10 protein-coding genes are annotated in these 11,994 nt (G+C 69.7%); 5 read left to right on the top strand and 5 right to left on the bottom strand.

Translation table 11 applies throughout. The annotated features are described in order from the left end of the window. The first annotated feature begins 192 nt into the window (after positions 1–192). Complete coding sequence (locus BT98_RS27675) at positions 193–816, top strand: ABC transporter substrate-binding protein (protein WP_019460552.1); 624 nt, start codon at positions 193–195, stop codon at positions 814–816. A gap of 36 nt (positions 817–852) precedes the next feature. Here BT98_RS27675 and hpnN read toward each other — a convergent pair whose 3' ends face one another. Then, positions 853–3,477: a hopanoid transporter HpnN gene (hpnN, locus tag BT98_RS0121820; protein WP_019460551.1), complete on the bottom strand. Its 2,625-nt coding sequence runs from the start codon at positions 3,475–3,477 to the stop codon at positions 853–855. A gap of 175 nt (positions 3,478–3,652) precedes the next feature. Between hpnN and BT98_RS25665 the strand changes: the two genes are divergently transcribed. Continuing rightward, entirely contained in the window at positions 3,653–4,639 is a 987-nt protein-coding gene (locus BT98_RS25665; protein ID WP_237719347.1) for a ferritin-like domain-containing protein, read from the top strand. A 10-nt stretch (positions 4,640–4,649) separates the two neighbouring features. Beyond that, the gene (locus BT98_RS0121810; RefSeq protein ID WP_019460549.1) at positions 4,650–5,243 is read left to right on the top strand and encodes a CDP-alcohol phosphatidyltransferase family protein; all 594 of its coding nucleotides are present in this window, start codon (positions 4,650–4,652) and stop codon (positions 5,241–5,243) included. 37 nt (positions 5,244–5,280) lie between these two features. Here the strand turns inward: BT98_RS0121810 and BT98_RS0121805 are convergent, their stop codons facing one another. From BT98_RS0121805 to aepX, 4 genes are read right to left on the bottom strand one after another with little or no spacing between them, the layout of a single operon-like run. Then, a complete protein-coding gene (locus BT98_RS0121805) occupies positions 5,281–6,366 on the bottom strand; it encodes a 2-aminoethylphosphonate--pyruvate transaminase (RefSeq protein ID WP_019460548.1) in 1,086 nt (361 codons plus the stop codon). Position 6,367: 1 nt separating this feature from the next. Beyond that, positions 6,368–7,381 carry a lysylphosphatidylglycerol synthase domain-containing protein gene (locus tag BT98_RS0121800; RefSeq protein ID WP_019460547.1) on the bottom strand — a complete coding sequence of 338 codons (1,014 nt, stop codon included), beginning with the start codon at positions 7,379–7,381 and terminating at the stop codon, positions 6,368–6,370. After that, positions 7,378–8,538, bottom strand: coding sequence for a phosphonopyruvate decarboxylase (aepY, locus tag BT98_RS0121795; RefSeq protein WP_019460546.1), 1,161 nt, complete (start codon positions 8,536–8,538; stop codon positions 7,378–7,380). The genes BT98_RS0121800 and aepY overlap by 4 nt, the downstream gene beginning before the upstream one ends. A gap of 4 nt (positions 8,539–8,542) precedes the next feature. Continuing rightward, positions 8,543–10,207, bottom strand: coding sequence for a phosphoenolpyruvate mutase (gene aepX, locus BT98_RS0121790; protein WP_019460545.1), 1,665 nt, complete (start codon positions 10,205–10,207; stop codon positions 8,543–8,545). 43 nt (positions 10,208–10,250) lie between these two features. Here aepX and BT98_RS0121785 point away from each other — a divergent pair, with 43 nt between their 5' ends. Together BT98_RS0121785 and BT98_RS0121780 are read left to right on the top strand one after the other, a co-directional pair. After that, positions 10,251–11,105 (top strand): phosphocholine cytidylyltransferase family protein, encoded by an 855-nt coding sequence (locus BT98_RS0121785; RefSeq protein WP_237719346.1) that lies wholly within the window; start codon positions 10,251–10,253, stop codon positions 11,103–11,105. Next, complete coding sequence (locus BT98_RS0121780) at positions 11,102–11,896, top strand: phytanoyl-CoA dioxygenase family protein (RefSeq protein WP_076970313.1); 795 nt, start codon at positions 11,102–11,104, stop codon at positions 11,894–11,896. Before BT98_RS0121785 ends, BT98_RS0121780 begins: the two co-directional genes overlap by 4 nt. The last annotated feature ends 98 nt before the right edge of the window (positions 11,897–11,994 follow it).

Raw genomic sequence — 11,994 nt, 5'->3', positions numbered from 1 at the left:
CAACAAGCCGGTGAGCCCCTTCTTCCGTCAGGATTGTGGCTGATCCGCCACAGCCCGGACCACCCCGCCGCCACAGACGACCGGAAACCGGACAGGGGCATGGAGGCCCGCCCACGCAGCTTTGTACCGGGCCACCGCGCGCCGCCCACCGGCCAGGCTTGCCAAGCGGCGGCGCGCCGGGGAAACACAGGCATGCCCATTTCCCGCCGGCAGGGGCTCCTCGTGGCCGTCCTGCTTCCCGCCCTCGCCCCGGTTGCCATGCCCCGGTCCGCCATGGCCCAGGCTGCCGATCCCGCCGCGGCGCAGATCGAGCGGCTGCATGCCACGTTGCTCGACGTGATGAAGCGGGCGCAGGCGCTGGGCATTCAGGGCCGCTACCAGCAGCTCGCCCCGGTGGTGCAGGCGGTCTTCGACATTCCGGCCATGTCCCGCTTCGCCGTGGGGTCCCGCTGGACCTCCTTCACCCCGCAGGAACAGCAGGCGGTCATCCAGGCCTTCACCCGGATGACCGTCGCCAGCTACGCCAGCAACTTCGATGGCTACAGCGGCCAGGGCTTCGAGACCCAGCGGGTCGAGGACCGGGGCGACGAGAAGATCGTGGTGAGCCGGCTGCTGAACCCCTCGGGGAAGCCGGTGGACCTCACCTACCGCATGCACCAGGCGGACGGGGCCTGGCGCATCACCGACGTGCTGCACGATTCGATCAGCGAGCTGAGCATCCGCCGTTCGGAATTCGCCGCCCCCGTCCGCCAGGGCGCGGCGACCCTGGTGCAAAGGCTGAACGAGCTCAGCGACCGGCTGATGAAGCCAGCTTGAGGCGCCGCACCTGAGGCACGGGACGCCGGGCGGCGGTCAGCGCTTCCCGGCCGCCGGCCTCGCCAGCAGTGCCGGCTGCAGCAGCAGGATCACCAGCAGCACGCAGGCGAGCGAGATCATCAGCAGCCGCCCCATGCTGGCCGTGCCCGGATGGGTGGAGAGCCAGAGGCTGCCGAAGCCCGTCGCCGTGGTCAGGGCGCTGAAGACGATGGCGCGGGTCAGGCTGCTGGACAGCAGCGCCGTCTCCCCATGTCGCCAGGCCATCACGTAGTAGATGTTGAAGGCCACGCCGATGCCGAAGAGCAGCGGCAGGGCGATGATGTTGGCGAAGTTCAGCGCCTCCCCCAGCACCACGCAGGCGCCCAGGGTCAGCAGGCCGCTGGCGATCACCGGCAGGATGGTCAGCAGCACGTCCCGCAGCCGCCGCAGCACCAGGGCCAGCAGCAGGGTGATGACGATGGCCGAAAGCACCCCGGCCTGGAGGAAGGCGCGGACGATGCTGTCCCCGGCCTCCTGCAGCGAGATCGGCGCGCCGGTGGCCTGGGGCGCCACCGCCTGCACCGCGGCGGCGAAGCGGCGCAGCGCCTCGTTGCTGCTGGTGCCACCCTGGGGAAAGACCTGCACCCGCGCCCGCCCGTCCGCCGCGACCCAGTCGGCCCGCAGCTCCGGCGGCAGGGTTTCCGCCGTCACCGGCCCGGCCGAGAGCATGTCGCGGATCTGGGCCAGCAGGACGCGCAGCGGGGTGATTACCGCCTCCGAGGCCCGCGCCCGCACCTCCGGTGCAGCGGCGGCCAGGCGCTCCAGCGCCGAAGCGAGGCCCCGTGCCGCCTCCGCCCCCGAATCATGCGCCTCGCCCGCCGCGCGGCGCAGCCCGGCCGCCGTCGCGCGGAAGCTCTCCACCACCTCGGCATCGCTGGGTGGCGGGCGGCCCGTCACCGGGTCCAGGGTCAGGGAAAGAAGGTCGGCCGCGTCGTGGATGGCGGCCAGCTTCTCCTCCTGCTGGCCGGGCACGAAGCTGTCCAGGGTGACGACCTGGGCCACCTCGGGCAGCGGCGCGATGCGCTTCGCCAGCGCGTCGGCATCGGCCAGAGAGGGCATCAGCACGTCGACCGTATAGGGAGAGCGGTCGGGGTCCTTCATCAGGTCCTCGATCGTCGAGACGGACTCCACCTTCTCGCTGCGCAGGTGCAGCGGGTTGAAGTCGAAGTCCAGCCGCGGCATCAGCGCCACCGATCCCAGGACCAGCAGCACCGCGGCGCCGATCACCCCCCGGTGGTGGCGGTGCAGCCAGGTCTCGACCGGGACCAGGGCGGCAAAGCCGACCTCCCGCGCCTCGCCCGCCGGGCGCAGCAGGGCCAGGAGGGCCGGCAGCAGGGTGATGCTGAGCACGAAGGCCACCACCATCCCCACCCCGGCGATGGCCCCGAGCTCGGAAACGCCGATATAGCTGGTGGGCAGGAAGGCGAAGAAGCCCGCCGCGATGGCCGCCGCCGCCAGGGCCAGAGAGCCGCCTACGCCATTCCCGGCCGCCACCAGCGCATCGCCCAGCGCCGGGTGGCGCAGGCGCTCCGCCCGGGCGCGGACCGACACCTGGATGCCGAAATCCACCCCCAGCCCCACGAAGAGCGGGATGAAGGCGACCGAGATCAGGTTGAAGCGCCCGATCACCAGCAGCCCCGCCCCGGCCGTCAGCACCAGGCCCAGGATGGTGCTGAACAGGATGGCCAGGGTGAAGCGCCAGGACCGCACGGCGAGCCAGACCATGGCGACGAGGCAGACGACCATGGCGATGCCCATCAGCGAGGCGCCTTCCGCCAGGGTGGCGAATTCCTCGTCCGAGAGCGGCACGCTGCCGGTCAGGCGCACGCTCACGCCATGGGCCGCGTCCAGCCCCAGCCCGCGCGCCGCCTCGCGGATCGCGGCGCTGGCCCGGGCGCCGGGCTCCAGCGAGCCGTAGTCGAGCTTCGCCTGGACCAGGATGAACTTGCGCGTTTCCCGCACCCCGGCCGGCCGGTCGGAGAAGAGGTTGCGCCAGGAGAAGAAGCCTGGCCCGCCCTCCGCCACGGCACCGAAGCTGGTGGCCAGGGCCACCAGCGGCCGGCGGATGTCTTCCAGCTTCGCCTGCCCGCGCTCCACCCCCAGCAGCACCGTGTCCAGTGCCCCCATCACCCCGCGCAGGCTGGGATCGGCGGCCAGTGGCCCCAGGAAAGGCTGGGCCTGGATCAGCTGGTCGGTATTGGCCTGCACCTCGGGCAGCGGCAGCAGCATCAGCCCATAGCGGGCGAAGAAGGGGCCGCCATCGGGGCGGCGGACGCTGCGGAACAGGTCCTCACGGCCCTTCAGCCGGTCATAGAGCCGCGCCGCCCCCAGTTCCGCCAGTTCCGGCGTGGCCCCGTCCAGCACCACCACCGTCATGTCCTGGTTCTGCGGAAAGGCGGCGTTGAGCGCGATCTCCCGCTGGCGGTAGGGCAGCTCGGGCGAGATCAGCTCCGCCGTGTCCGTGGTCATGGCGAAGTGCCGGGCGCTGTACACCCCGGCGGCCGCCGTCAGCAGCAGGGCCAGCAGCAGGACCCACCAGGCATGGCGGCAGCAGGCGCCGACGATCCGCCCGGTGAGCGAGTCCGGCGCGGCGGCGGGCGGGTTGTGGGGCGGCTGGGCCATGCAGTCCGGCATCCTCTGGCATGGCCCGCGAGAGCCGGTGGCGGCCGTCCGATCCTGGCGCGGCGGGTGGGGCAGCGCCCGGGGATGGCGGCGTCGTGACATTGCATCCCGGCCGGGCGGTGGCTAAGCAAGGAAGCCGGTCGGGGGTTGCCCGGCGCTATCATCGGTGTTGCCCATGTCGTCAAGACCCGTGCCGCCCGGAGCGTTCGACGGCAATGCCGAGCATCCGGCCGAATGGGACGTCCCGCTCAACAGCATGATCGTGGCCGCGGCCGACCGGACGGCCCGGTACTGGACCTTCGGCAAGCCCGGCCGCATCCGCATCGGCAGCCACGACCACATGATCATGTTCGCGCGGATGCTGCTGGAGACGCACAACCCCTACAAGCCGCGCGTGCTGGACTGGCCGAAGCTGGACCCGGAGGCGCATGCCCGCCTCACCGGCCTGCCGATCTGGGACATCGCCGTGCAGACGGAGGGACGCGCCTCGCTGCGCGTGCTCGACTACGCCGCCGCCATCGAGGACCCGCTGCTCAAGGAGGCGATGGTCATGGATGGCAACGAGGAGGCGCGCCACAAGGTGGTGCTGTCCAACCTCGTCGAGGCCTATGGCGTGGTGCTGGAGCCGGAGCCGGAATATACCGGCTTCAAGGACACCGAATGGGGCTGGATGCGCACGGGCTACAGCGAGTGCATCGACAGCTTCTTCGCCTTCGGCCTGTTCGAGGCCGCGCGCCGCTCCGGCTTCTTCCCGCCCGACCTGGTGGAGACCTTCGAGCCGGTGATCCAGGAGGAGAGCCGGCACATCCTCTTCTTCGCCAATTGGGCGGCCTGGAAGCGCAGGCAGCAGCCCTGGTGGCGCAAGCCGTACTTCCTGGCCAAGACCGCCGCCGTCTGGGCGGTGCTGGTCTGGGACCGGCTGGTGATGGCCCGCGACATGAGCGGCGCCTCCAAGGACACGAACTTCACCGCCAATTCCCAGTCCATCGGCGTCAGCATGAGCGCGGCGGAGCTGATCGACATCTGCCTCGCCGAGAACGACCGGCGGCTGGGCGGCTACGATCCCCGCCTGCTGCGGCCAACGACGGTTCCCTTCGTCATCCGGATCGCGCGCCGCTTCATGCGCGGCCCGAAGCAAAAGGAAGCGGCTCAGGCCGCCTGAGACCCTCCCCGTGAGCCACGACACCATCATCCACCGCATCGTCCGGCCGGCAGTACGGCGAGTCGCGCTGACCGGCGTGACCCCCAACCAGATCACCACGCTGCGCCTGCTGGGCGGCATCGCCGCCGCCCTGGCCTTCGCCGGCCCCGCGCCCTGGCCCGCCATCGGCGGCGGGATCTTCCTGTTCTCCATGCTGCTCGACCGGGCGGATGGCGAGTTGGCGCGGCAGACCCGGCAGTTCAGCGCGGGCGGCCACCGCTATGACCTGATCAGCGACTGCTCGTCGGGCATCATCGCCTTCATCGGCATCGGCGTGGGGCTGATGCCCATCCTGGATCTCACCGGGCCACTGCTGGGCGTGGTGGCCGGCCTCGGCATCGGGGCGCTGTTCTGGCAGCTCAACGTGCTGAAGCTGGGCGAGCTGCGCGGCTATCAGATCGCCCCGGGCCTGACCGTCGATCCCGACGATGCCATGGTCTTCGTACCCGTGCTGGTCTGGCTCGGCCTGTCCGAGCCGATGCTCTGGGCCGCCGCGGTCATCACGCCGCTGGCCGCGCTCTGGCTGGGCCTGACGGGGCGGCGACGGGACCGGATCGCTTCCTGACCTCCGCGCCCGGGCGGTCTCCGCACCCGTTTTCCGGCTAGGCAGAGGCCCGGACCTCCTCCACGGCGGCGAGGAGCCGCTCGAAATCCCCCTGCCCCAGCGCGCCGATGCAGCCGATGCGGAAGCTCTCCGCCTGGGTCAGCTTGCCCGGGTAGATCAGGAATCCCCGTTCCGCCAGCGCGTCGTAGAAGCGCCGGAAACCGAAGCCCTCCGGCGAGCGGAAGGTGGCGATGATGGGCGCCTGCACCGCCTCGTCGAGGTAGAGGTCGAAGCCCATGCGGCGCATCCCGGCCAGCAGCACCCGCAGGTTGTTCGCGTAGCGAGCCCGGCGCGCCTCCGGCCCGCCCTCGGCCTCCAGCAGCCGCAGCGCCTCGACCAGCGCCGCCACCACCTGCACCGGCGGGGTGAAACGCCACTGGCCATTGCTCTCGAAGCCGCGCCACTGCGCCTCCAGGTCCAGGCTGACCGAGGGGCTGTTGCCCTTACGCGCCGCCAGCATTTCCTCACGCACCAGGGCGAAGCCGATCCCCGGCACGCCCTCCAGGCATTTGTTCGAGGAAGCCAGCACCGCCGCTACGGGCTGGGTGGCGAGGTCGACCGGCAGGGCGCCGAAGCTGCTCATCGCGTCCAGCAGCAGGTGCCGCCCTGCCCCCGCTACGGCGGCGGCGATCTCCGGCAGGGGGTTCAGGATGCCGGTGGTGGTCTCGCAATGGACCAGGGCGACATGGGTGACGGCGGGATCGCCCCGCAGCGCCTCGGCGACGCGGGCGGGCTCCACCACCCGGTCCTCCGGCCAGCTCAGCGCCTCCACCTGCCGCCCCATGCGACGGGCGATGGTCACCATGCGTTCGCCATAGGCGCCGTTGCAGAGGACCAGCAGCTTGTCCCCCGGCGCGATCAGCGTGGCGATCGCAGCCTCGACGATGAAGGTGCCGGAGCCCTGGAGGGGCACCGCGGCATGGCTCCCCTGCCCCTTCGCGACATCCAGCAGCCGCTGCCGCAGCTCCGCCGTCAGGGCGATGAAGCCCGGATCGCGCGAGCCCCAGTCGCGCAGCATGGCCTGCCGCGTCCTGAGCTGCGTGGTCAGGGGCCCCGGAGTCAGGAGGATCGGTTCCGGTGCCATGTCAGTGCTTCCCCATTCCCGGTTTCGCCATGCCCACCAGAGCGGGTTTGCCGAGGTGCGGCCCGGAGGCGTCCAGGCGCCAGGCGACCAGCCCCGGCAGGCCCAGGGCGATGTCGCGCAAGCGGCGGACCAGCGCCAGGGCGAGCGCCTGATCGGCCGGGATGCCGAAGAGGCCGCAGAGCAGGACATAGCCGCCCTCCTGCACCCCCAGCGCGCCGGGGATGAAGAAGCCGGCGCTGCGGACCGCCTGGGCCAGGCTCTCGATCACCATGGCCTCGGCAAAGCTGGCCTCGATGCCCAGCAGCCACATGGCCGCCCAGGTCTCCACCACGCCGATCAGCCAGGAGGCCAGATGCCCCGCACCGCTGCGCCAGAGATGGGAGGGCTGGCGGTAGAGGCGCAGCACCGCCTCGTTCAGCCCGGTCATGTCGCCGAGCGAGGCCCAGCCGGCCCGGGCGGCGAAGCGCGGCAGCAGCTTCTCCACCAGCCGGAACAGGCCGAAACGCTGCGCCAGCATGAAGGCGACAGTCAGGCCGCCGCCCAGCAGCGTGGCCGCGATCAACCAATGCGTTACCGTATCGCCGCCCTCATGCGGGATCAGCAGCAGCACGGCCACGCCCATCAGCGAGAAGACGATCTGCGAGGCCATCTCCGTGGCAAGGTCCACGGCGATGCTGGCCACCACCCGGATGCGCCCGACGCCCCGGCGGAGCAGGAGCTGCGCCCGCGCCAGCTCGCCCGCCACCTGCACGAAGGGCAGCATGGCATTGGCGGATTCCCGCACCCAGCGCAGCTTGGTGAGGGTGAGCAGCCCCGGCCTGCGCGTGTCCTCGATCAGCGGCTGCCAGCCCAGGGCGGAGCAGAAGATCTGCGGCACGTGCAGCGCCGCCACCAGCAGCAGGCCCCAGCCCGTCTGGAGCAGCAGCGCCAGGATCTGGGCCGGGTCGCTGGTGAGGATCAGGGTCAGGAAGGCGGCGAGGCCGATGACGAGGCTGAGGGCGGTGGACCAGATCACGCGGCAGGTGCCCCCGCGGGCGGGCGGGCGAGGAAGGCGCGGAAGCGCCGCGCCACCTCCGGCGGCCTGACCGTGGGCCGGCCCAGCTTCTCCATGGAGCCGGGCGCGATCCTGGCATGGATCAGCGCCGGGCCGCGCGTGGCCAGGGCCTCGCGGAAGGCGGCCTCGAACCCATTCAGCGAGGCACAGACGGCGGCGCTGCGATAGCCGCAGGCCAGCGCGACGCCGGCGAAGTCCACCGAGGCGGAGACCGTCGCCTGCCCGCCGGTCGAGTCGTGAACGCCGTTGTCGAGGATGACGTGGATCAGCCGCTCCGGCGCGTGGGCGCCGATCGTGGCGAGGCTGCCGAGCTTCATCAGCGCCGCGCCGTCGCCATCCAGCACCACCACGGGGCGCGGGCTGTTCAGGGCGATGCCCAGCCCCATGCCGCTGGCCCCGCCCATGGAGCCGACCTGATAGAGGTGCTGTTCCCGGTCCGCGAGGGTGAAGAGCTCTCGTCCACATTTGCCGGTGGTGGCGACCACCGCCGCCTCCTCCGGCACGATGGCGAGGAAGCGCTCCAGCACGGCAGCGCGCGCGGGGCGCCCGCCCTCACCCGGATGGTCGGTGCGCCGGCCCGGCGGCGGCAGGGGCCGGGGCGCCTGGTCCAGCGGGCTGTCGGTGACATCGCCCTTGCGCATGACGAAGGCATAGGGGAGCCCGGTCGCCTCCATTCGCGCGGCCGCCTGCGCCAGGGCCAGCGCCAGGGCGACGGGCCCGCCCGGGAAAGGCGCCTGTTCCAGCCGCATCAGGGCGATCAGGTCCTGGGTGATCTGGCCCATCAGCTCGTGCTGCGGCTCGTCCGGGATGCCCGGTTCCCCACGCCAGGTGGTGACGAAGAGGGTCGGGATGCGGAAGGGATGGTTCAGCGAGGTCAGCGGGTTCACCGCGTTCCCCAGACCCGAGTTCTGGCACATCACCACCGTCCGCCGTCCCGCCAGCCAGGCACCGGCGGCGATGGCCACGGCCTCCCCCTCGCTGGCCGCGCCAACATAGGCGAGGCCCGGCGCGGACAGCACGCCGTTGATCAGCGGGGTCAGGAAGGAACAGGGCACGCCCGTATAGAAGTCGAAGCCGGCTTTGCCGGCTTCGTGGAGGAACTCCGATGCTGTGATCATGGTCTCAGGTGAAGTTTCGGGCCTCGGCGAGGTCGGTCAGCGTGTCCACGTCGAGCCAGTGGCCGGTGAAGTACTTCACCCGCACCGGATGCTTCGCGGCGAGGCGCGTCAGCAACAGCGGCATGTCACCGCCCTCCAATAGACCCTCGGCCGCCATGGCGTCGAGTTCCTCCCGCAGCCATTGGGCGCCACGGGCGCTGAAGCGGGCGAGGCCGATCCATTCGCCACAGCTTTCCTCGGAAGCCGAGCCGCCATGCGTCATGGAGACGAGATGCGCCGGCGCGTCGTCGAGATAGTCGCCGGAGAAGCGCTTGTCGGCCACCACGCCGTCGCGCTTGTTCGGGCGGGTGCCGTCCTGCGTCTTGTCCAGCGCATCCACCGCCACGACGATGTCGGCGGAGGAGGAGAGCAGGCTGTCCAGGATGTAGCGGCGGAACAGCACGTCGCCATAGGCGATCACCGTCTCGCCCTGGAGCGCCTCGCGCGCCTGGGCCAGCGACCAGGTTTCTCCCGTTTCGGCGTAGCGATCATTGTCGATCATCTGCACGCCGGACATCACGACCGCTTCCTTGCGGTATCCACGCACCACCGATACGTCGCGGACGCCGCTCTCGCGCAGCGTGCCTACCAGGCGTTGCAACAGCGACTGGCCGCGCACATCGACCATGCATTTCGGCTGGTCCGCGGTGAGGCCACCGAGTTCGCCGCCCGAGGCGGCCAGCACCACCGCGCCCGCCGCGGCCCGGGACGGGAGGTAGCGCTTCTCGGCCTCCTCCAGCTCGGCATTGCCGGCGAGGCGGAAGATGTCCTTCACCGAGGCAACGCTGCCCTCGACGCGCATCAGCGACTCATCCTCGTGGATGCGTGCCGCCGTCTCGCGCATCGCCGTGATCGAGGCGCGCAGCAGGTGGTTGGCCCAGATGATGGTGGAGATGCCAGCCTGGCGGAACAGGTCCGTCGGCGTCGCATAGTACATGGTCGGCACGATCACGAGCGGGCAGCGGTTGCCCCAGCGTTCCGCGAAGGTGAAGATCTCGTCGGCCTTCGCCTTCTTGGAATGGATCAGGATCGCATCGGCCCCGGCCGCGTGATAGCGCTCGGCCCGGTGCAGCGCCTCCTCCATGCTATGGCCGGAGATCAGCGCTTCGACACGCGCGACGAGGACGAAGTCGTCATCCGTCTGGCTGTCCTTGCCCGCCTTGATGCGGCCGCAGAACTCGTCGATGTCGGCGAGCGGCTGCGCCTCCCCGATGAACGAGTTGGTCTTCGGGAAGAGCTTGTCCTCGATGCACACGCCGGCAATGCCGCGCTCGCAGAGCTTGCGCACGAAGCGGCGGACATTGTTGAAGTTGCCATGGCCCGTGTCGCCGTCCACCAGGATCGGCAGCGTCGTCGCATCAGCCATGTATTCCAGCACGTCGAGCACCTGGGTCCAGGACGCCTCGTTGCTGTCGCGCAGGCCGAGTGCGGCGGAGGTCGTGAGTCCGGAGGCCCAGACGCCGCGGAAGCCGGCCTCCTCGACGATCTTCGCGGAGAGGCCGTCATGGGCCTCCATCAGGAAGGAAAGGGTCGGCGAGGTGATTTCCCGGCGCAGGGCCGCAAAGCGGCTCTCCTTTCGCCGCGACAGGTCCGGGCGCGGCGAGGCGAGCTGATCCAGATCACTTCTCAAAGCTTGGTTCCCCAATAACCGGGACAGGTGCGCCAAGACACCGTTGGCCGGTCTTGTCTACATCGAACTGTCATCCTTATCGTTCAATGGGCCGGAAGCCAGAAACGGAAACCTTGATTTGTCGTCATATCTTGCTGCGCCGCAATGTTCTGCTGTCGCGATCATCCTGGCCGCAGGTGTCGGGCGCCGCCTGGGCGGTGCCGATGACAGGCCCAAGGTCCTGCTGGAATTCGGCGGCCTGACCCTGCTCGCGCGGCATCTGGCGGCGCTGGAGACGCATGGCATCCAACGGGTGGCGATCACCATCGGCTATCAAGCAGATCTGATCCGGGAAGAGGTCGCACGCCTCGGCTGGCAGGACCGGGTGCGCTTTGTCGAGAACCGGGATTTCCGTCAGGGCAGCCTCGTGTCGCTGTCCGTGCAGGCCGAAACGCTGCGTGAGGGTGTTCCAGTGCTGCTGATGGATGGCGATGTCCTCTACGATCCCGCCATGCTTGGCCGTCTGCTGCGTGCCCCGGGCGAGAACCTGCTGCTGGTGGACCGGGAGATCGAGCCGGGGGACGAGCCGGTGAAAATCTGTTTCCGCGATGGGCTGATCGTGGATTTCCGCAAAAAGCCGGAACGCGTGCATGACTGGCATGGCGAGTCCGTGGGCTTTTTCCGCTTCTCTCCGGAGATGGCGGGGCTTCTGGCGGCGCGTTGTGAGGACTATCTTCAGCGCGGGGAAAGGCAGGTCGAGTACGAGGAGGCGATCCGTGACCTGATCCTGGCCGGACCGGCGCGTTTCCAGGCCGTGGAGATCAGTGACTTGTCCTGGACCGAGATCGACTTTCCCGAAGACGTTGTCCGCGCGGAGAACGTGATCCTCCCACATCTTCAGGTTGCGAGCCCAGCATGAACGAGACTTTGAGGCTTTCCGTTCCGGCGGAGGCAGGCCCCCTCTCCACGGATGACGTGGCGCATTATGCGCGGACCGGTTGGGTCGCGGCACGCGGCTTCTACAGCCCGGAGGAAGCGCAGGCGATCTCGCGCTGGACGAACGAACTGGTTGCCGCTCCCGAAGTTCCGGGGCGCCACATGGTCTATCGCGAGGACAGCCTGTTGCGCAGTGGCGAGCGCGTGATTCAGCGTATCGAGAACTTCTGCCCCTTCCACCAGGGGTTCAAGGATCTCGTCCGCGACAGCCGTCTGGAAGCGGCCGTGGCGCAGTTGATGGGCGGGCCGGTGACGCTCTTCAAGGACAAGATTAACTTCAAGATGCCGGGTGGCGCGGGGTTCGAACCGCATCAGGACCAGCAGGCGGGCTGGTCGGTCTATGCGCCGATCTTCGTTACCGCGTTGGTCTGCATCGATCGCGCCACAGAGGAGAACGGCTGTCTGCAGATGACCGATGCACCGCGCCTAGCCGGATTGATCGGCGAGGAATGGAAGCCATTGAGCACCGAGCAGATGGCGCGATTCAAGCTGATTTCGGTACCGACGGAGCCAGGCGATGTGTTGTTCTTCGACAGCTATGCTCCCCATGCCTCGGAACCGAACATGACGGCTGCGGCGCGGCGGATCCTGTACCTGACCTACAACCTGCTTTCGGACGGCGACCATTGCGGCAGGTACTTCGCGGACAAGCGGGCGAGCTTTCCGCCGGATGTCGAACGCAAGCCGGGTAAGAACTACAAGTTCCGGGTGTGAGAGGTAAGCGAGGCCAACAAGCCCTTGGCGGTTTGACCTGAGGGTCAGCCTGCGTCGGCGGTCCAGCACCAGGGCATGAGTTCGTCGAGGCGGCTATT

This window comes from Roseomonas mucosa ATCC BAA-692, from assembly GCF_000622225.1.
GTDB classification, from domain to species: domain Bacteria; phylum Pseudomonadota; class Alphaproteobacteria; order Acetobacterales; family Acetobacteraceae; genus Roseomonas; species Roseomonas mucosa.
This window is presented reverse-complemented; position numbering and strand designations above follow the sequence as displayed.

What these genes read in the sequence shown, in the direction of transcription:
- aepY (WP_019460546.1), bottom strand. Translation starts at nt 8,538, where the DNA reads ATGATCACAGCATCGGAGTTCCTCCACGAAGCCGGCAAAGCCGGCTTC.
- hpnN (WP_019460551.1), bottom strand. Translation starts at nt 3,477, where the DNA reads ATGGCCCAGCCGCCCCACAACCCGCCCGCCGCCGCGCCGGACTCGCTC.
- BT98_RS25665 (WP_237719347.1), top strand. Translation starts at nt 3,653, where the DNA reads ATGTCGTCAAGACCCGTGCCGCCCGGAGCGTTCGACGGCAATGCCGAG.
- BT98_RS27675 (WP_019460552.1), top strand. Translation starts at nt 193, where the DNA reads ATGCCCATTTCCCGCCGGCAGGGGCTCCTCGTGGCCGTCCTGCTTCCC.
- BT98_RS0121780 (WP_076970313.1), top strand. Translation starts at nt 11,102, where the DNA reads ATGAACGAGACTTTGAGGCTTTCCGTTCCGGCGGAGGCAGGCCCCCTC.
- BT98_RS0121805 (WP_019460548.1), bottom strand. Translation starts at nt 6,366, where the DNA reads ATGGCACCGGAACCGATCCTCCTGACTCCGGGGCCCCTGACCACGCAG.